The sequence below is a fragment of the Mesorhizobium sp. WSM4815 genome (assembly GCF_055811575.1).
The window spans coordinates 176,325-193,827 of sequence record NZ_JBVVQS010000099.1 but is presented as its reverse complement, the minus strand read 5'-3'; the positions used below and the strand labels follow the sequence as shown (position 1 = coordinate 193,827).

Annotated in this window: 18 protein-coding genes, 2 tRNA genes and 1 pseudogene; 11 read left to right on the top strand and 10 right to left on the bottom strand. The window is 61.0% G+C overall.

Going from position 1 to position 17,503, the window contains the following annotated elements; translation table 11 throughout:
* Positions 1-101: 101 nt before the first annotated feature.
* The 3 genes from AC0L2B_RS24135 to tkt form a co-directional block, all read right to left on the bottom strand.
* Entirely contained in the window at positions 102-1,991 is a 1,890-nt protein-coding gene (locus AC0L2B_RS24135; protein WP_473512205.1) for a potassium/proton antiporter, read from the bottom strand.
* 251 nt (positions 1,992-2,242) lie between these two features.
* Positions 2,243-3,253 carry a type I glyceraldehyde-3-phosphate dehydrogenase gene (gap, locus tag AC0L2B_RS24130; RefSeq protein ID WP_128246012.1) on the bottom strand — a complete coding sequence of 337 codons (1,011 nt, stop codon included), beginning with the start codon at positions 3,251-3,253 and terminating at the stop codon, positions 2,243-2,245.
* A gap of 157 nt (positions 3,254-3,410) precedes the next feature.
* Positions 3,411-5,402 (bottom strand): transketolase, encoded by a 1,992-nt coding sequence (gene tkt / locus AC0L2B_RS24125; protein ID WP_473747097.1) that lies wholly within the window; start codon positions 5,400-5,402, stop codon positions 3,411-3,413.
* A 304-nt stretch (positions 5,403-5,706) separates the two neighbouring features.
* On the opposite strand from tkt, the gene AC0L2B_RS24120 reads away from it, so the two are divergent.
* From AC0L2B_RS24120 to AC0L2B_RS24105, 4 genes are all read left to right on the top strand, one after another.
* A complete protein-coding gene (locus AC0L2B_RS24120) occupies positions 5,707-5,979 on the top strand; it encodes a DUF4164 domain-containing protein (RefSeq protein ID WP_473747096.1) in 273 nt (90 codons plus the stop codon).
* Positions 5,980-5,990: 11 nt separating this feature from the next.
* Complete coding sequence (locus AC0L2B_RS24115; protein WP_023797070.1) at positions 5,991-6,356, top strand: cell division protein ZapA; 366 nt, start codon at positions 5,991-5,993, stop codon at positions 6,354-6,356.
* Positions 6,357-6,567: 211 nt separating this feature from the next.
* A complete protein-coding gene (locus AC0L2B_RS24110) occupies positions 6,568-7,227 on the top strand; it encodes a peroxiredoxin (RefSeq protein WP_077380501.1) in 660 nt (219 codons plus the stop codon).
* A 145-nt stretch (positions 7,228-7,372) separates the two neighbouring features.
* Positions 7,373-8,245, top strand: coding sequence for an MBL fold metallo-hydrolase (locus tag AC0L2B_RS24105; RefSeq protein WP_473645635.1), 873 nt, complete (start codon positions 7,373-7,375; stop codon positions 8,243-8,245).
* A gap of 88 nt (positions 8,246-8,333) precedes the next feature.
* Here AC0L2B_RS24105 and AC0L2B_RS24100 read toward each other — a convergent pair whose 3' ends face one another.
* The gene (locus AC0L2B_RS24100; protein ID WP_473747095.1) at positions 8,334-8,849 is read right to left on the bottom strand and encodes a hypothetical protein; all 516 of its coding nucleotides are present in this window, start codon (positions 8,847-8,849) and stop codon (positions 8,334-8,336) included.
* 207 nt (positions 8,850-9,056) lie between these two features.
* Here AC0L2B_RS24100 and AC0L2B_RS24095 point away from each other — a divergent pair.
* A pseudogene (locus AC0L2B_RS24095) lies at positions 9,057-9,128 on the top strand (DUF2274 domain-containing protein); the annotation flags it as partial.
* A 105-nt stretch (positions 9,129-9,233) separates the two neighbouring features.
* Here the strand turns inward: AC0L2B_RS24095 and rpoH are convergent.
* Both rpoH and AC0L2B_RS24085 read right to left on the bottom strand, forming a co-directional pair.
* Positions 9,234-10,145, bottom strand: coding sequence for an RNA polymerase sigma factor RpoH (rpoH, locus tag AC0L2B_RS24090; protein ID WP_292512139.1), 912 nt, complete (start codon positions 10,143-10,145; stop codon positions 9,234-9,236).
* A gap of 207 nt (positions 10,146-10,352) precedes the next feature.
* Complete coding sequence (locus tag AC0L2B_RS24085) at positions 10,353-11,432, bottom strand: RluA family pseudouridine synthase (protein WP_473747093.1); 1,080 nt, start codon at positions 11,430-11,432, stop codon at positions 10,353-10,355.
* A gap of 25 nt (positions 11,433-11,457) precedes the next feature.
* Here AC0L2B_RS24085 and AC0L2B_RS24080 point away from each other — a divergent pair, with 25 nt between their 5' ends.
* The 3 genes from AC0L2B_RS24080 (at position 11,458) to AC0L2B_RS24070 (ending at position 12,404) form a co-directional block, all read left to right on the top strand.
* Positions 11,458-11,835 carry a fimbrial protein gene (locus AC0L2B_RS24080; RefSeq protein ID WP_473747092.1) on the top strand — a complete coding sequence of 126 codons (378 nt, stop codon included), beginning with the start codon at positions 11,458-11,460 and terminating at the stop codon, positions 11,833-11,835.
* Positions 11,832-12,239 (top strand): VOC family protein, encoded by a 408-nt coding sequence (locus AC0L2B_RS24075; RefSeq protein WP_473747090.1) that lies wholly within the window; start codon positions 11,832-11,834, stop codon positions 12,237-12,239. Before AC0L2B_RS24080 ends, AC0L2B_RS24075 begins: the two co-directional genes overlap by 4 nt.
* A gap of 90 nt (positions 12,240-12,329) precedes the next feature.
* Positions 12,330-12,404, top strand: a tRNA-Glu gene (locus AC0L2B_RS24070).
* Between the two features lie 144 nt (positions 12,405-12,548).
* On the opposite strand, the gene AC0L2B_RS24065 is transcribed toward AC0L2B_RS24070, so the two are convergent.
* A complete protein-coding gene (locus AC0L2B_RS24065; protein ID WP_473747089.1) occupies positions 12,549-13,373 on the bottom strand; it encodes a hypothetical protein in 825 nt (274 codons plus the stop codon).
* A 325-nt stretch (positions 13,374-13,698) separates the two neighbouring features.
* On the opposite strand from AC0L2B_RS24065, the gene AC0L2B_RS24060 reads away from it, so the two are divergent.
* Positions 13,699-13,774: transfer RNA gene (locus AC0L2B_RS24060), tRNA-Ser, on the top strand.
* Between the two features lie 200 nt (positions 13,775-13,974).
* Here the strand turns inward: AC0L2B_RS24060 and AC0L2B_RS24055 are convergent.
* From AC0L2B_RS24055 to AC0L2B_RS24045, 3 genes are all read right to left on the bottom strand, one after another.
* Complete coding sequence (locus AC0L2B_RS24055) at positions 13,975-14,241, bottom strand: HNH endonuclease (protein WP_473747243.1); 267 nt, start codon at positions 14,239-14,241, stop codon at positions 13,975-13,977.
* A 286-nt stretch (positions 14,242-14,527) separates the two neighbouring features.
* Positions 14,528-15,007 carry a hypothetical protein gene (locus tag AC0L2B_RS24050; RefSeq protein ID WP_473747088.1) on the bottom strand — a complete coding sequence of 160 codons (480 nt, stop codon included), beginning with the start codon at positions 15,005-15,007 and terminating at the stop codon, positions 14,528-14,530.
* Entirely contained in the window at positions 15,004-15,336 is a 333-nt protein-coding gene (locus AC0L2B_RS24045; RefSeq protein WP_473747086.1) for a hypothetical protein, read from the bottom strand. Before AC0L2B_RS24045 ends, AC0L2B_RS24050 begins: the two co-directional genes overlap by 4 nt.
* 119 nt (positions 15,337-15,455) lie before the next feature.
* Between AC0L2B_RS24045 and AC0L2B_RS24040 the strand changes: the two genes are divergently transcribed.
* A complete protein-coding gene (locus AC0L2B_RS24040) occupies positions 15,456-15,728 on the top strand; it encodes a helix-turn-helix domain-containing protein (protein WP_031254090.1) in 273 nt (90 codons plus the stop codon).
* Between the two features lie 849 nt (positions 15,729-16,577).
* Positions 16,578-17,021, top strand: coding sequence for a hypothetical protein (locus AC0L2B_RS24035; RefSeq protein WP_023797081.1), 444 nt, complete (start codon positions 16,578-16,580; stop codon positions 17,019-17,021).
* The last annotated feature ends 482 nt before the right edge of the window (positions 17,022-17,503 follow it).

Here is a 17,503-nt window from a genome sequence, read left to right as displayed (position 1 = left end):
TTTCGCGAAAAATCGCGGGGACCTTACCCCGCATCAACGACGATGCAAGACCTGCATGGGAGTTCACGGAAAATATGATCCACGCCTCGGGTCGCAGGCAGTCAGCCCTCGCCGGTTGTTTTTTCCACCACTGGCTGTGGAGCCGGTTCCGCGTCGTCCGGCGCCTCGGCACCCGGCTTTTTGGTCCGCTTGCGCCAATTGCGCACAAAGCCAACGATGCGGTCCGCGATTTCGCCGGCACTCAGGAACACCGGCACCCGCGCCACCGGCGCGGTCGGCTCGAGGGAAAGACCGAGACCGGTGATCCTGCCCTTGTCGTCGACGTCGCGGACGATCAGCTCGATCGGACCAATCAGCACGCGGTCGGCATATTCGGCATGGCCGCCGAGCCGCGCCGTCACCAGGTCGCCAACCGTCAGCTTGCGTTCCTCCTCGGTCAGGCCTGGCGCGTAAGCTGCTTCCAGTTCCGCGGCGGAGCGCGCCGGATCGACGGCGAAGGCGCCGAAGAAGTCGGCATCCTCGGGGTCGACCACGGCGCGGCTGGCGAACAGCTTGTCGAGCAGGGCCGGATAGCGATCCGGCACGAAGATGTAGACATGGTCGCCGGCGGCGAGCCTGCCCATGTCCTGGAAGCGCATCGAGCGGCCGTCGCGCAGCACCAGCGACGGCCGCGCCCAGCGCGGAATGCGCTCGCCGCGCGCCACCGGGCTGCCTGGTGCCACGCGGTAGGCGAGCAGTTCGTGATGGGCGGAGCCAGGCAGTTCGAGCTCGACCTTGTCCAACGGACCCAGCCGGGCGGGCACGATCAGACCGAGCCGGCGCGCCAGCGGTCCGACGGTCCATCCCTGGATGACCAGCGATACCAACACCACGATGAAGGCGGTGTTGAAGATGAGGCGGCCATTCTCAAGACCGCCAAGCAGCGGCGTGATGGCGAGCAGGATCGACACGGCGCCACGCAGACCCACCCATGAGACGAAGGCGACTTCCGGGCGCGGCAGACGAAACGGCATCAGGCAAAGCCAGACGGCGATCGGCCGCGCCACGAATATCAGGAACAGGCCCAGCAGCACCGCCGGCAGCAGGATCGCCGGAAATTGCGAGGGCGTCGCGAACAGGCCGAGGATCAGGAACATGATGATCTGCGCCAGCCACGACATGCCGTCCTGGAAGCGCTTGAGGATGGTGACGGCGCGGATGTCGGAATTGCCGGCAATGAGGCCGGCGAGATAGACCGCCAGAAAGCCGGAGCCGCCAATGGCGCCGGCGGCGGCGAACACCATCAGCGACAGCGTCAGCACGAAGATCGGCAGCAGCCCGTGGTCGAGATTGAGCCGGTCGACGAGGCGAACGATGGCGAGGCCGCCGAAAATGCCGACGACGGCGCCAAGCCCCATGTTGAGAAGGAAGCCGAGGACAAGGTCGGTAACCAGCACCCTGGCCTCGGGGCTGGCGTTGGCGGCGATGATCTCGACCAGGCTTATGGTCAGGAAGATGGCGATCGGGTCATTGGTGCCGGACTCCACCTCGAGCGTCGAGCGTACGCGTTCGCGCAAATTGATCTCGCCGGCGCGCAACAGGAAGAACACCGCTGCCGCGTCGGTCGAGGCGACAGCGGCCCCGAGCAGGAAGGATTCCAGCCAGCTGAGATCGAGCAGATAGTGGGCGACCGCGCCGAACAGGCCAGTGGTCAAAAGGACGCCGATGGTCGCCAGCGACAGCGCCGGTCCGGCCGCCTGGCGCAACGCGTTGAGCGGTGTGCCGAAACCGGAATCGAACAGGATCACCGCCAGCGCCAGTGAGCCGGCAAAATAAGCCAGCCGCGCATTGTCGAACTGGATGCCGAGGCCGTCGGTTCCCGTGGCCAGGCCAATGCAGAGAAACAGCAGCAAGAGAGGGGCGCCGAAGCGGAAGGCGATCAGGCTCGAAAACGCGGCGGCAACGACGAGAGCGGCGCCGACCAACGTCACGAGATAGATCGCATGCTCCATCCGCCAATTGCCCCTCGAATTCGTGTCCCTCTCGCTTTACGGGAGAGTGAGGCGAAGACATGACCGGTGCAAGGCGTGAGGGTGGTTTTTTGCCCTATGCCGCTGATTTTCGAGTGTTTTGGCGCTCAAGGCGCGGGTCTTGCCAAACAAACCCTTAGAGCGTCGTTGCGCATTCAAAAGGGCGCTGCGCGCTCTCATGAAAACGCCCGGACAGGCCGGGCGTTTCAAGTCGCAAGAAGATGGTTCTGCGGTCAGGCGATGGTCTTGCCGAAGGCGACGGCGGTGTCGGCCATGCGGTTGGAAAAACCCCATTCATTGTCGTACCAGGACAGCACCGAAACGAAGTTGCCGTCCATGACCTTGGTCTGGTCGAGCGCCATGATCGAGGAATGCGGGTCGTGGTTGAAGTCGATCGACACGTTCGGATGACGGGTGACGGCGAGAACGCCCTTCAGCTTGCCGTTGGAGGCGGCGATCACCGCCTCGTTGATTTCCTGCACCGTGGTCGAACGCTTGGCGATGAACTTGAAATCGACGACCGAGACGTTCGGGGTCGGCACGCGGATGGAGATGCCGTCGAGCTTGCCCTTGAGGTCGGGCAGCACCAGGCCGATCGCCTTGGCCGCGCCGGTCGAGGTCGGGATCTGCGACAGCGCTGCGGCGCGGGCGCGGTAGAGATCCTTGTGCATGGTGTCCAATGTCGGCTGGTCACCGGTGTAGGAGTGGATCGTCGTCATCATGCCCTTCTCGATTCCGACGGCCTCATGCAGCACGGCTGCCAGCGGCGCCAGGCAGTTGGTGGTGCAGGAGGCGTTCGAGATGACGATGTGGTCCTTGGTCAGCTTGTCGTGGTTGATGCCGTAGACGACGGTTAGGTCGGCGCCCTCGGCCGGCGCCGAGACGAGGACGCGCTTGGCGCCGGCGGCCAGATGCGCGGCGGCCTTGTCGCGGGCGGTGAAGATGCCGGTGCATTCGAGCGCGATGTCGATGCCGAGATCCTTCCACGGCAGCTGCGTCGGGTCCTTGATGGCGGTGACCTTGAATTTTTCGCTGCCGACGGTGATCTGGTCACCGTCGACCGTCACTTCATGCGGGAAGCGGCCATGCACGCTGTCGTATCGCAGCAGATGCGCATTGGTCTCGACCGGGCCGAGGTCGTTGACGGCGACGACATCGATGTCCTTGCGGCCGGATTCGTGGATGGCGCGCAGGATGTTGCGGCCGATGCGGCCGAATCCGTTGATGGCAACTCTGACGGTCATTTTTCTCTCCCTGGGAGTTGGAGGCCGAAGATCAAGTCCGCAGCTTCATAACGGCGGGCTGGCAAAGAATCCAGCCGTCGATGGGTTGGATTTAAGTCCATTAGGTCGCGGCTGCCGGCGAAACCGCCATGTGCGGCTTCGCCGGGTACCAGCACATTTACTCGCCGTGCAGGCGGGCTTCCGCCGCCTTCACCGTCGCTTCGGCGGTGATGCCGAAATGCGGATAGAGCTGTTCAATCGTGCCCGAGGCGCCGAAGCCGGTCATGCCGATGAAGATGCCGTCGGTGCCGATGAAATGATCCCAGCCCTGGCGGATGCCGGCTTCGATGGCGATCTTGATCGGCGCGTTGCCGATCGTCTTGTTGCGGTAATCGGCATTTTGCTTGTCGAACAATTCGAAGCAGGGCACAGAGACGACGCGGGTCGGATGGCCGTGCTTCTCCAGCGCCTCGCGCGCCGCCAGCGCAATCTCGACCTCGGAGCCCGAAGCGAAGATCGTCACCGCCGCATCGCCACTGGCGGCGGCCAGCTCATAGGCGCCCTGGCGACAAAGGTTTTCCGCAACGAAGTCGTTGCGCACCGCTGCCAGGTTCTGCCGGGTCAGCGCCAGCGTCGAAGGCGTCTTTTCCTGCTCGAGGGCCAACTGCCAGCATTCGGCGGTCTCGACCGCGTCGGCCGGGCGGAAGACATTGTGGTTCGGAATGGCGCGCAGTGCGGCCAGATGCTCGACCGGTTGATGGGTCGGGCCGTCTTCGCCGAGACCGATGGAATCGTGGGTCATGACGAAGATCGAGCGGATGCCCATCAGCGAGGCGAGCCGCATCGACGGACGGGCATAGTCGGAAAAGCACATGAACGTGCCGCCATAGGCGATGAGGCCGCCATGCAGCGTCAGTCCGTTGAGCGCGGCGGCCATGCCGTGCTCGCGGATGCCGTAGTGAACGTAGCGCTGGCCGTAGTCGTCCGAGGTGATGTTCTTGGTCTGGCTGGTCTTGGTGTTGTTGGAGCCGGTCAGGTCGGCCGAGCCGCCGATCGTTTCCGGCACGGCGCCGTTGATGATCTCGAGCGCCATTTCCGACGATTTGCGGGTAGCGACCTTCGGTTTGTCCGCGGCGAGCTTCTTCTTGTAGTCGGTGATGACGGCGTCGAAATTAGCCGGCAGCGTGCCGCTGATGCGGCGCTCGAATTCGCTGCGCAATTGGGCGTCGGCGCTGGCAAGGCGGCCTTCCCAGTTGGTGCGTGCCTTGATACCGGTCTTGCCGGCGTCGCGCCAGGCGTCGAGGATATCGGCAGGAAGCTCGAAAGGCGGACAATCCCAGCCGAAGAATTTTCTGGCGCCGGCGATTTCCTCGGCGCCGAGCGGCGAACCGTGTGCCTTGTTGGTGCCGGCCTTGGTCGGCGCGCCGAAGCCGATCGTCGTCTTGCAGGCGATCATCGTCGGTTTGTCGGAATGGCGCGCCGCCTCGATGGCATAGGCGATCGCTTCCGGATCCTGGCCGTCGATGTGGCTGGCGTTCCAGCCGGACGCCTGGAAGCGGGCGACCTGATCGGTGTTGTCGGCCAGCGAAACCGGGCCGTCGATCGAGATGTTGTTGTTGTCCCAAAAGACGATCAGCTTGTTCAGCTTGAGATGTCCGGCAAGCGCGATGGCTTCCTGGGAAACGCCCTCCATCAGGCAGCCGTCACCGGCCAGCACATAGGTGTAGTGGTCGACGAGGTCGTTGCCGAAGGCGGCATTCATGATGCGCTCGCCGAGCGCGAAACCGACCGAATTGGCAAGTCCCTGGCCGAGCGGGCCGGTCGTCGTCTCGATGCCGGCGGCATGGCCATATTCGGGATGGCCCGCCGTCCTCGATCCCACTTGCCGAAAATGCTTGATCTGGTCGAGGGTGATGTCCTCGTAGCCGGTCAGATAAAGCAGCGAATAAAGCAGCATCGAACCGTGGCCGGCCGACAGGATGAAGCGGTCGCGATCGGGCCAATGCGGGTTCTTCGCATCGTATTTCAGGAAACGCGTGAACAGCACCGTGGCGATGTCGGCGCAGCCCATGGGCAGGCCGGGGTGGCCGGACTGGGCCTTCTCGACGGCGTCCATGGAAAGAAAACGGATCGCATTGGCCATCCGGTCATGTTGTTCACGCGAGGTCATGCTTCCTCCAGTGTCGGGGTTCGGGGCCTTGGGGGAGCCCTGGAAAGGGGTGCGCGACACATAGCAGGCGCGGCTTTTTAGTCAACAAACCGGCGCGTATTTGCCAATCTTGCTGGTCAGTAAGCCGGCGCTTTTGCCGGTCTTGCGATGGCGCCAGAAGGGCTTTGGTGGCCTAAATTAGCGTTAGCAGGGGACAGTCGCGAGAGCTTTATTGACGTTGGCTTCACACGGCGCGTAATGTTTCAGACATAACGCGTTCTGAACGTGGATGATTCGGTGATGGGCAGGGCGCAGGACGAAAGCCATGACCGGGGAAACGACACTCAAGGAAGTCATCGCCAGGCTGGGTAAGGCCATCGAGGGGCTGGAAAACGCCGTCGCGGCCAAGCTCGAGCACGAGCGCGACTATACGGAAGCCGAGTCGGAGGTGCAGCGCATGAACGCCGACCGCTCGCGGCTGGCGCAGGAACTCGACAATTCCGAAGCGCGCGCCGAACGGCTGGAAGACGCCAACAAGGAAGTGTCGCGTCGGCTGGTGACCGCCATGGAAACCATCCGCGCCGTGTTGGATAGATAGGGGCTGGCCCAATGGCACAAGTCACGGTTTCCATCGATGGCAAGCAGTATCGCATGGCTTGCGACGAGGGCCAGGAAGAGCATCTGATCGACCTTGCCGAGCGCTTCGACCGCTATGTCTCGCATCTGAAAGACTCATTCGGCGAAATCGGCGACCAGCGGCTGACGGTGATGGCCGGCATCATGGTCATGGACGAGCTTTCGGAACTGCAAAAACGCGTCAAGGGCATGGAAAGCGAAGTGCTGACGCTGCGCAAGACGCGTGACGACGCGCTGACCAAGGCCGACAAGAACGATTCCGTGCTGACCCAGGCGCTTGGCGCGCTCGCCCAGCGCATGGAAGATCTGGCGACGACGCTGGCGGTGAACAAGGCCTAGATTTCCACTGCTGTCGCGCCCAACGCCCTATTGCGCCGGCATCAATGGGCGCGAAATGCTGCTGTTTACGACAAAAAGCGAAAAAGTTGTCGTCGCCGGCCCCGGTACCGGTGCAACAGGCGTATGAAGGATGACGCCGCAGTGGTAAAAAGGCAGAAGCAGGGCCGGTGGATGGTCAATGCCGGCTGCAATCACAGGGTAGGGACGCATCATGAGCCTTCGTATCAACGACACCGCGCCGGATTTCACGGCCGAAACCACGCAAGGGACGATCAACTTCCACGAATGGATCGGTGACGGCTGGGCAGTGCTTTTCAGCCATCCGAAGAATTTCACGCCGGTCTGCACGACCGAACTCGGCACGATGGCCGGGCTGGAAGGCGAGTTCAAGAAGCGCAACGTCAAGATCATCGGCATTTCCGTCGATCCGGTCGAAAGCCATGGCAAATGGCAGGACGACATCAAGAAGGCGACCGGCCAATCGGTGAACTACCCGTTGATCGGCGACAAGGACCTCAAGGTCGCCAAGCTTTACGAGATGTTGCCGGCGGGCGCCGGCGAAACCTCGGAAGGCCGCACGCCCGCCGACAACGCTACGGTGCGTTCAGTTTATGTCATCGGCCCCGACAAGAAGATCAAGCTGGTTCTCACCTATCCGATGACGACCGGCCGTAACTTCGATGAGATCCTGCGTGCGATCGATTCCATACAGTTGACCGCCAAGCACCAGGTGGCGACGCCGGCGAACTGGAAGCAGGGCGAGGACGTCATCATCACCGCCGCTGTTTCGAACGAGGATGCGGTCAAGCGTTTCGGCGCCTTCGAGACGATCCTGCCGTATCTCCGCAAGACCAAGCAGCCCTCCGCCTGAGAAGGCGGCACGGAAGGATTTTCGGCTTTTTTGCCTCGGCGAAGCATGCGGTGCTTGACGGCGTGGCGCTGGCGAATGACCATGCTCTTCTTTTACCCCGGCAGGGAAAACCATTCCTGCCGGGTGGGAGTTGAGGGAGCCGGGATTGGACGCATCATCGGCCAAGCTGCAGGTGGCAGGCTTTTACGACAAGCCGAGCGGGTCCATCCAGTATGTCGTTGCCGACCCGCAGACGCGACGATGCGCAATCATCGATCCGGTCCTGGATTTCGACGAGAAGTCCGGCAGCACTGACACGAAAAATGCCGACGCCCTGCTCGACTTCATTAGAGATCAACGGCTGGTTGTCGAATGGATCCTCGACACCCACCCGCATGCCGACCATTTCTCGGCGGCACACTATCTCAGCACGAAGACAGGAGCGCCCACGGCGATCGGCGAGAAGGTCGTCGACGTCCAGAAACTGTGGAAGGCAATCTACAACTGGCCGGGGTTTCCTGCCGACGGATCCCAGTGGAACAGGCTGTTTGCCGACGGCGAGACCTTTTCGGTCGGCGGCGTTCCGGCAAAGGTGCTTTTTTCGCCGGGCCACACGCTGGCCTCGATCACCTATGTGATCGGCGACGCCGCTTTCATCCACGATACGTTGTTCATGCCGGACAGCGGCACGGCGAGAGCGGACTTTCCCGGCGGCAGTGCCGCGCAACTCTGGCGCTCGATCCAAAATATCCTCGCGCTGCCGGACGAGACACGTCTGTTCGTCGGTCATGACTACCAGGCGGAGGGGCGCGAGCCCTTGTGGGAGAGCACGGTCGCGGAACAAAAATCCAAGAACACCCATGTTGCCGCCTGCAGGACGGAGGCCGATTTCGTCGCGTTGCGCGAGGCGCGCGACAGGACGCTGCCGATGCCGAGGCTGATCCTGCACGCGCTGCAGGTCAACATGAATGGCGGGCGCTTGCCGGAACCGGAATCCAACGGCCGCCGCTATTTGAAATTTCCGTTGGATTGCCTTTGAGGGGCGCGGGTCCAACTTTTGCAATCTCGGCGCCGCCCCTCATCGCCCTGCCGGATGAGGGGCAGCGCAGACGCCAGCCAGTCTAGCTTCAGGGTTTTGTCCGGCGGACTAAATGTTCATACGTGATTTGCCAAGGATCGCTCTCGGAAGATCTTTCCTCGCCGATCCAATGGAAGCTGTTGGCAGTGATCTCGGTGAAACGCCATCGAGTTTTCAGACCGCGCGAATCAGTGCCGAGTTGGACAATGTCCTTACCCTCGGCCCGCCCGATCTGGCGCGAGTGATCTCGGTTGAGCGGGTCGTTCCATATGATGTGCCAGCCATCGATCCCAAGATCGAAGATGCGCAAAGTCGTGCCATACATCGTGGACGGCGCAGGGCGCTTGGGCCTGATCCAGACGTCCTGAATCGCGCGGCCTTCGAGCACCCAGCCAAAATGGCATTCTCCATCCCACTTCTGGATTGTGCCGTCGTCGCGGTAGTGGACCGTGTCCATTTCCCAGCTTCCAATTAGCCATCCATACAGGTTCATGTCTTTCGCTCGCTCGGCTGGGGGACCTTCGGATCCGAGAGCGGTGAGAAACGGAGAAATCGTCATCGTCATACTGCCTTTGGTTTCCAAATAGGCGATCTCAACTGCCCAGCGCAGCCCCGAGGGCCCGTTGTCGCGCCCGCTTGCCGCAAGCGCCGCCTCGTGAAATTTCGCGACGGAAGCCCGTGTCGGCGCCGGAACATTGCCGCCACAATTTGCAGCGTTGCGGTTTCCAGGGCTTGGGGAAAATTGCTATAATGCCGCTATGAGCCGGCCACCACACCGATGATTGAGCGGTTTATGGCGACGGATCGGGCGTTCGCGAAGGCGCGGCGGAACCGGCAACCCTAGCTGGAATATGGCACCAAAGGACAGTTCCCCCGCAGTCGGTGGACCATAAAAAAAACGGCGGCGCCAGTTACCTAGCGCCGCCGCTATTTGTTTCCGCCGGAGGTTTTACGCCGCCGGCTGCGCCTCGATGGTGCGCAGCGCCTGCATCTGGCGCTTGGCTGCGGCCTTGACCGCGTCCTGCACCTTCTCGAAGGCGCGCACCTCGATCTGGCGCACGCGCTCGCGGCTGATGTCGAACTCGGCCGACAGCTCTTCCAGCGTCAGCGGCTCCTCGGCCAGGCGGCGCGCCTCGAAGATGCGCCGCTCGCGCTCGTTGAGCACGGCAAGAGCGCCGGACAGCATGCCGCGCCGGTTTTCCAGCTCGTCCTGCTCGATCAGCGCCTCTTCCTGGCTTTCGTGGTCGTCGACCAGCCAGTCCTGCCACTCACCTGATTCACCTTCGCTTGCCCGGATCGGCGCGTTGAGCGAGGCGTCGCCCGACAGGCGGCGGTTCATCGACACCACTTCCGCTTCCGACACGTTGAGGCGGGTGGCGATCTCGGTGATCTGCTCGGGCTTCAAGTCGCCGTCGTCGAGCGCCTGGATCTTGCCCTTCACCTTGCGCAGGTTGAAGAACAGGCGCTTCTGGTTGGCGGTGGTGCCCATCTTGACCAGGCTCCACGAGCGCAGGATGTATTCCTGGATCGACGCCTTGATCCACCACATGGCGTAGGTGGCGAGCCGGAAGCCGCGCTCCGGTTCGAATTTCTTGACGGCCTGCATCAGGCCGACATTGCCTTCCGAGATCACCTCGCCGATGGGCAGGCCGTAGCCGCGATAGCCCATGGCAATCTTGGCGACGAGCCGAAGGTGGCTGGTGACGAGCTTGTGCGCAGCCGTTGTGTCCTCATGCTCAGCGTAACGCTTGGCGAGCATGTATTCTTCCTGCGGCTGAAGCATCGGAAAGCGACGGATTTCTTCCAGGTAGCGGCTGAGACCGCCTTCGCCGGAAACGATACTGGGTAGTGACTGGGCCATGATAGCGCCCCTCTCTCTTGGAGTGGTGCCCCCTAACGCGGCGGGCATAAATCACGAACGCCAAAAGGCTCGTTCGCGACAGCGGATGTATACAGGAACAAAACCAGAAAGGACAGCATTTGGTTCAACACGAAACAGTGTGTCACGCCAAAGTGAACAACGCGGGTCAGGTTTTTGCCGATCTGGTTTTGAATGGATGAAGCCGGTTCAGAATCTGCGGAAGCCGCCCACGAGTTCCTCCATGTCGCTCGGTAGCGGCGCCTCGAACCTCATCGGTAAATGGGTAGTCGGATGCCGAAATTCAAGCAGGCGGGCATGCAATGCCTGTCGCGGAAAGGCCTTCACCTGACCTTTCAGCGGCTCGGGCAACCGGTTCGCCTTGGTGCGAAAGGCCTGGCCGTAATCGGGATCGCCGACGACGGGATGGCCGATATGAGCCATGTGGACACGGATCTGATGGGTGCGGCCGGTTTCGAGCCGGCATTCGACCAGGCTCGCCGTGGCAAACTCCTCTTGCTGCTCGCCAAAGCGCTCGACCACCGTGAAATGGGTGACGGCGTGGCGGGCATCGTCGCGGCCCTCTGGCACCACGGCACGGCGCACGCGGTCGGCGGCGCGACCGAGTGGCTCGTCGACCGTGCCTGTCGGTCTCATCGGAATGCCCCAGACCAGCGCCAGATAGGCGCGTTTGAGATCGCCGGTCAGGCCATGGTCGGCAAACGCCTCCGACAATGATTTGTGGGCGCGCTCGGTTTTTGCCACGACCATGACGCCGCTGGTCTCCTTGTCCAGGCGGTGGACGATGCCCGGCCGCCGCACCCCGCCGATGCCGGAAAGACTGTCGCCGCAATGGTGGATCAGCGCGTTGACCAGCGTGCCGGTCCAGTTGCCGGCACCGGGATGGACGACCAGCCCCGGCGGCTTGTCGATGACGATCAATTCATTGTCTTCATAGAGGACGTCGAGCGGGATGTTCTCGCCTTGCGGCTCCGCCGGCTCCGGCTCCGGCATGTCGACCGATACGCGTTCACCGGCTGCCATCTTGCGTTTGGTCTCGTTGACCGGCTGGCCGTCGACCTTGAGGGCGCCCTGCCGGATCAGCATCTGCACCCGGCTGCGCGACATGTCCGGGCCGAGCTTGCCAGCCAGCCATTGGTCGAGCCGCTGGCCGGCCGCATCGGGGCCTGCTTCCAGCACGACCGATCCGTCTGGCGATCCCCCGTTTGGCGATCCGCCCGTCAATCCATCCTCTATCAATATCGGGGTCTCTTCGTTATGAGCGCTCATCGAAAATCGTTCCGGAATGTTTGCCATGGCTGCTGCCGATGAAGACGAGGAAAAGCCGCTCGACCCCGAAGTCGAAAAGGTGCGCAAGAAGCTCGTCCGCTTCGTCGCCATCAATCTCGGCCTGCTGTTCCTCGCCCTTATGGTGGTGATTGCAGCCCTTGTCTACAAAACGCGCAGCGCACCACCGGCAGCCCCATCCCTTGCCGGCGACATCCAGGTGCCCTCTGGCGAGCCGCTGACCGGCGACATCGTGCTGCCGGTCGGCGCCAGGGTCATCAGCCAGTCGCTTTCCGGCAACCGCGTCTCCATCGATGCGGAGCTTGCCGACGGCAGCCGCGCCATTTTTGTCTACGACATCACTGAGCGCCGCATCATCGGTCGCTTCTCGATCCGCAACAAATGACTGGTTTCGCCGAAAATCGCCGCGTCGCCAGCGTTGCGCTTGTCGTCGCCAATTACGATGAGGCGATCGCCTGGTATGTCGACAGGCTGGGCTTTTTGCTCACAGAGGACGTCGATCTCGGCGACGGCAAGCGCTGGGTCACGGTGGCGCCGGCGAATGGGCAGGGCGCGCAGCTGCTGCTGGCCGAAGCGTCGGACGATATGCAAGCAAGCCGCATCGGCAACCAGACCGGCGGCCGCGTCTTTCTGTTCCTCGAGACCGACGATTTTGTCCGCGACCATGCGGCAATGCTCGCAAAGGGTGTCGAATTCCGTGAGGCGCCCCGCGTTGAGCCCTATGGCACGGTAGCGGTTTTCGCCGATCTCCATGGAAATCTCTGGGACCTGATCGAGCCAAAACGATAGGCCTGCAACGGATATTTTCCCGGCAACATTGACTGCCAGAAGCCCAGTTGCTTTTTCCCGGCCGTCAGCCTATATCGCCGGTTCTTGAACGCGCCCATCGTCTAGCGGTCAGGACACCGCCCTCTCACGGCGGGAACAGGGGTTCGATTCCCCTTGGGCGTACCACTTAACTACCTGAAATCGTTAAATATTTTTTCGAGATGGCCATGTCCCGTTTCGATGGAACAAATATCCGACCAAATATAAAATTGGATTGCGCCTCGCAGAATCAGCGACGCAGCCCGTACGACAACGCCAAAGACACCTAGCTTAAGGAAACAGGTCTTTGTCCGTCTCAGTGACAACGACGTCAGATTTTACGGCCTTTGGCAGTTGCAGTTTCATCGCGTTCAGAATTCCGACCAACTCGTCCACACTCTGCTGATCGCGGAAAGAAAACCTGCCGCTAATAAGCTTGCCCGTTTTCGAATTGCCCGAGATTGATACCTCGTACGGGTCGTCATCCTCGGATGCGGTAGAAGCATCGCCGCCCCCAAAAAACTGCGACGGCCTCATAGGAAGGGCTTCACCTCCGAATAGTGCGGGGGGTGCGGAAGCCCGAGGAAATATCTCGCTTACCTGCAGCGCCACTCGGTCGGACGCCGACGGTGACGCGTCGTCCAATTTGTATCCAGACGTTTCCAGTTCGACCAGCTGTTTCGTTTCGCGATAGGACCGGACAACGTTATCAGCAGCAGATGGAATAAACTTCTGCGTTAACAGGTATGCCCTTATAGCTGTATCGCTCGCCTTGCCGGCCGCGTATCGCTTGTCAATTTCTTGAAACAATTCCGGCCCATTCGCGGCTTCTCGTATCGCCTCGGCCCGTTCTGGCATTCCCGGCACATGCGCGATGATCTTAACCGCAAGGTCTGAAACCCGAGTTTCGTCTCCTCGACCCTCTAGAAGTCCGTACTTGAGCAACGACGACAAAACACCGAGTGACTTTCCATTCAGGCCACCATAGCCCATCAGTTCGGCGGCGACGGAACGCGGTATAGGAGCCTGATAATTCTGATTGTAGATAGCCGTGACCTTCTCGATTGCCTCTTTAAGGCTGATCGCGGGGTATGACGGGCTGCGAGTTTTCGCCATGACAATCTCCTGTAATTCAAGCCTAAATACCCCCTTACGCGTCATCTGTCAATTGTTACGCTTACAATCGTAGTCCGTGATTGTGGCGTAAACTGCGTAAAGTTTCTCTGAGCGTATTGCGCAATGCCTCCACCTATGTTCCAGTGGCGGTGGGCGATTCCCGCCCGTGAGACGTGACATGAAAAGAAGAGTTCAGGGCCCGGCCAAGCCGCCGACCGGTGATCCGGGCCTGTGCAAATAGAAAAGCCGCTGCGAAGTCCCCAGGGAAAGGAGACGCAGCGGCTTTAGGTCGGCAGGGGCGGTTGGCTTTCGGGCCAGCCGCTTTGCGCTCGTAGCTCAGTGGATAGAGCAGGTCCCTACTAAGTTCCTGGTCGTCGGTTCGAATCCGGCCGAGCGCGCCATCCAACTTGCTACGGTCGCCACCTATAGCACAGTGGCGACCGTAGAGGAATCGTTGGGGCTGTAAAAATCGAGCTAATCATAATTTAAGATTCGTAGGCTCTCGTTTCCAGCCCCGTCGGCGTGCGACGCGCGCTCCTCAGCCCTTCGGGTGCGCCGGATCGTCCGCGCGCGCCCTGCACAGAGATAGCTGGGGGAGCGGTTAGAAGAGAACCGGAAGACCGTTCAACCGCCGCCAAGCTCTGTACTCGTCGGGTATTTTATTGTGCTTCTCTTGGTTGCATTGGACGCACGCCAGAACCAAATTCTTGAGCACACGCATTCCGCCCTTAACGACAGGAACCATATGGTCAATGTGAAAATCTTGCTGTAGCTCGGTCTTGCAGTAAAAGCACTTCGTCCCGTCTCGGCGGACGAGAGCGGCCGTGAACCTTTCTCGCTTAGCAGCAGAAAAGTGCTCCCGCCTCATCGCCCGCTCAGAAGCCGCTTTTTTTCGTTCAACAGATGCATTGTCATAATCGTGCACATGCTTGCGCATACATGCTCGACATTTGTGTCGAAGGCCACCACTGGGCGTTGACCCGAAATTTTCTCGGCTTAGAGGCAGATCATTGCCGCAAGTCTTGCAAACGCGCATTTCAACCATACGGCCAGCCTCCCTCTGATGAGGATAGTGGAGACCTTGCGACGTGGGTAGATGGGTGTCCAAATGGGCTCCCTCGCGCGCGGGCGACCCCTCTGGTACGAACGTGGCGCTATGTTTCGACCGGCGCCCCTAGAGCCTTCGCGAAAGCTGCGTCGGCTTCGGCCGTAGCCTGGGCGTCCTTAACGGCGCGGCCTTCCGCCTCGATGTCTCTCATCCGTTCGGCTTCGCGGGCGAATGTGTCGACCGCGATGTCCAAGTGTGTTTCCGCCACCTTGAGGTCTTCAAGCTCCGCGTCGAGCTCCGGCGCGACCTTCGAGATGATCAAATTTTCGATGAGCTCCATCGGCATGCCGATCTTGCCGGTCAACAACGGCGGGTAATTTCGAACTGCCGCAATCACCCAGACGTCGCCGCGATCGACAGCGGCATTGATCTCGGCATCGCGCTCTTTTTGCGAAAGTCCGCGCAACACCTGCCGGACCTCCTGCGCTTGCGGATAGGTTTCGAGAAGGCCTGACTTTTTGAAGGCCTCGGTGCGGAGGCGTTCCCGGCGATCGTCCAGCGCTTTCCGCGCCTGCGCGTTGATCAAGCCGACCTTTGCCAGAGCCTGATCGCGGACGGTCTTGTATTTGAACGCTCGCGCCTCGGGAGTTTGGCGGCTATCGCTCGTCGCCCGGATGGGATCGCGCCAGCGTCTAACTCGCCGGCTGTGTCTTTGGCGAAGCTGGACAAGTTGTCCACTTTCGTGTGAACGAGCGCGATCGTTGAAGCGGCAGCCAAGGCCGCCGCGGTTGCCCCCATGCCGAGCAGCATTCGCCGCCGGTCGATTCTGATTGATGGTCGCTCCAGGTTGAGCAGGCGGCGGCGGTTGATTGCGGGCATGCCTTCGGCGGCAGCCCGAACAGTGATGTTCGGCATGGTGTTTCTCTTGGAAAAGTTGTTACATTGTGATAGATACTTTGTATCTGGTGTTAATGTCAACACGCAGTAATGACTACTCAGCACAGGGTGATAACTTGACGCCTTCCCAGATGCGAATGGCTCGGGCCGCGCTTAAGATCGGTGTCCGCGATTTGGCGGAAATGGCGAACGTGACGACTGCCACCCTGACGCGCTACGAAAACGAGCGCGGCGGGATGCATGCTGATACCCGAGACAAGGTGAAGCGCGCTCTCGAATCCGCCGGCGTCGTCTTTATCCCTGAAAATGGAGGCGGTGCGGGTGTCCGCCTGAAGTTCAACCGCCGTGAGGTCAAGGCGATCGAAAGGCTGGAAAATGAGGGCGGGATCGTCGGTGATGATGATGTGTAAAGGGCGACCGACCATCCCGCTGTCCGCGATATTGCTTGCGGCCGCAATCCTGACGGGCTGCGGTGACCCACCACAAGAGCCAGCCGGCTCGGCATATCGGATCGTTGACGCGGTGAGCGCTGGTGCATCGTGCGATGCTGGCGAACTCCTGCTGAGCGCCTACTGCTTCTCTGATGCCGGCCGAAGCATCTCAGCGAGTGGTCCGGCACTCCAATCAGATGCAAACGGCAGGATTGTAGCAACATGCCTCACGGGCGGCCGCCATCTGCGTCTGTTCTGCATCAAACAGCCGTGACATGGACGCCAGCAATGATGACTAAGGGGCGAATCGAGTTCATCCCGGAGAACGGCGGCGGCGCCGGGGTGAGGTTGAGGAAGAAATAACGCGGAAATCGTCAGCGCGCCCTTGCACTTGAAACTACACTTTTATGCCGATAACCCTTTATGCGGATTGCTCTGGCTTGCCTTTGCGCCAGATCGGCGCGATGCTGCCCTTGGGAGTTGTCAAAGGAGAGATCTCCAGCAGCACACCGCTACCAGGAGGTAAGCGATGGGTCCTATGGAAAAGCCGCCTTATGTGCCGACAGAGATTCATGTCGGAACGGTCACGGACAAGATCGGCAATCTCGGAATCCTCTCAACCAGACGACAGAAGGCCGCCTGGATGTTGCGCTCGACCGCCAGGCAGCGGAGGCGATCGTCAACGCCATTAGCGCAATTCGGAGGAAGCTTGCATCGAACCAAAGCTAGTGGCCTTAGTCGTTCAACATTCTGCCGGTAAAAACTTTCTATTGACTTCCGCTTTTGCGGTTGGAGGGGCATCAACTGAAACCGCTTTGGAGATTCCTGATGCACCTCGTCATAGCAGCACTGAGATGGCGGTCCAATCGTTCGAAGGCAGCACTGCTCCTGGGATCGGCACTTTTCGCCGCTAGCGCATCCGTAGCATGGGCCGATGCTCTTGAGGTTTTGCAAGGCGTCTGGGTCGGGGAACGCGCCGACTGCACGAGGGTGTTCGAGAAGATCCAGGGGAAAGTCCGCTTCAAGGACCGTACCTATTCGTCCGAGAACGGTTTCATCATTACCGGCAACAAGGCAAAGGGCCCGGTTGGGGGCGCCTGCACGATCTCGCAAGTCAACGAGGAGAACGACCGCTTCTCCGCCTTATTAACCTGTGCGGACGCTGTTGTATCCCGGAACTTTTCATGGTCATTCCGCATCATCGACGCAACCCACTTTGAGCGCTTTGATGCGATGGTTGGTGCCTTTAAATACAAGAAATGCGCGTTCTGACTAAAGCGTTGAACAAGCCTGCCCGACACCCACTCATGGAACCGAGTCTAGGCTCATCCGATTTGAGGGCTAGAGGAACCGAACACAGCCGTCTTGCTAAGTTAGCGATGCTTGAGCGGGCTACAGTCTTCCCAGCCGGCGAACCTACCCCGTTTGCTGGTTAGGCCCGGAGGCCGGCTGTTGGTCACCCCCAATAGTGGCTGTCGGGCCGCTCGAACTTGCGGTGATGGCTGAAATGCACAAAGCCCCGCCGCTCCATTTGCGAAGCGGCGGGCCCCCCACTCGCCCCGATGCTGACCATGCAATTGCGGTGCCAGCAGCAAATGACCCACTGTGGGACAGGCCCACGGGCGCCGTGGTTTTTCCGTGCCGTACAGAGCCTCGCCAGCGTGCGTTCCCGCTGGCCGCTGTCCTACACCGCCGAAGCACCTCGCGCGTCCTGGCGGCCCCTTGTGCCAGCGCCGGCACTCACTCTTTTAGGC

Excerpts from the sequence above, each read along its gene's own strand:
- AC0L2B_RS24075 (WP_473747090.1), top strand. The coding sequence starts at position 11,832 with ATGACTGGTTTCGCCGAAAATCGCCGCGTCGCCAGCGTTGCGCTTGTC.
- AC0L2B_RS24080 (WP_473747092.1), top strand. The coding sequence starts at position 11,458 with ATGGCTGCTGCCGATGAAGACGAGGAAAAGCCGCTCGACCCCGAAGTC.
- gap (WP_128246012.1), bottom strand. The coding sequence starts at position 3,253 with ATGACCGTCAGAGTTGCCATCAACGGATTCGGCCGCATCGGCCGCAAC.
- AC0L2B_RS24085 (WP_473747093.1), bottom strand. The coding sequence starts at position 11,432 with ATGAGCGCTCATAACGAAGAGACCCCGATATTGATAGAGGATGGATTG.
- AC0L2B_RS24115 (WP_023797070.1), top strand. The coding sequence starts at position 5,991 with ATGGCACAAGTCACGGTTTCCATCGATGGCAAGCAGTATCGCATGGCT.
- AC0L2B_RS24065 (WP_473747089.1), bottom strand. The coding sequence starts at position 13,373 with ATGGCGAAAACTCGCAGCCCGTCATACCCCGCGATCAGCCTTAAAGAG.
- AC0L2B_RS24035 (WP_023797081.1), top strand. The coding sequence starts at position 16,578 with ATGCACCTCGTCATAGCAGCACTGAGATGGCGGTCCAATCGTTCGAAG.
- AC0L2B_RS24100 (WP_473747095.1), bottom strand. The coding sequence starts at position 8,849 with ATGACGATGACGATTTCTCCGTTTCTCACCGCTCTCGGATCCGAAGGT.
- AC0L2B_RS24045 (WP_473747086.1), bottom strand. The coding sequence starts at position 15,336 with ATGCCGAACATCACTGTTCGGGCTGCCGCCGAAGGCATGCCCGCAATC.
- AC0L2B_RS24055 (WP_473747243.1), bottom strand. The coding sequence starts at position 14,241 with ATGAGGCGGGAGCACTTTTCTGCTGCTAAGCGAGAAAGGTTCACGGCC.
- AC0L2B_RS24135 (WP_473512205.1), bottom strand. The coding sequence starts at position 1,991 with ATGGAGCATGCGATCTATCTCGTGACGTTGGTCGGCGCCGCTCTCGTC.
- AC0L2B_RS24040 (WP_031254090.1), top strand. The coding sequence starts at position 15,456 with ATGGCTCGGGCCGCGCTTAAGATCGGTGTCCGCGATTTGGCGGAAATG.
- tkt (WP_473747097.1), bottom strand. The coding sequence starts at position 5,402 with ATGACCTCGCGTGAACAACATGACCGGATGGCCAATGCGATCCGTTTT.
- AC0L2B_RS24120 (WP_473747096.1), top strand. The coding sequence starts at position 5,707 with ATGACCGGGGAAACGACACTCAAGGAAGTCATCGCCAGGCTGGGTAAG.
- rpoH (WP_292512139.1), bottom strand. The coding sequence starts at position 10,145 with ATGGCCCAGTCACTACCCAGTATCGTTTCCGGCGAAGGCGGTCTCAGC.
- AC0L2B_RS24110 (WP_077380501.1), top strand. The coding sequence starts at position 6,568 with ATGAGCCTTCGTATCAACGACACCGCGCCGGATTTCACGGCCGAAACC.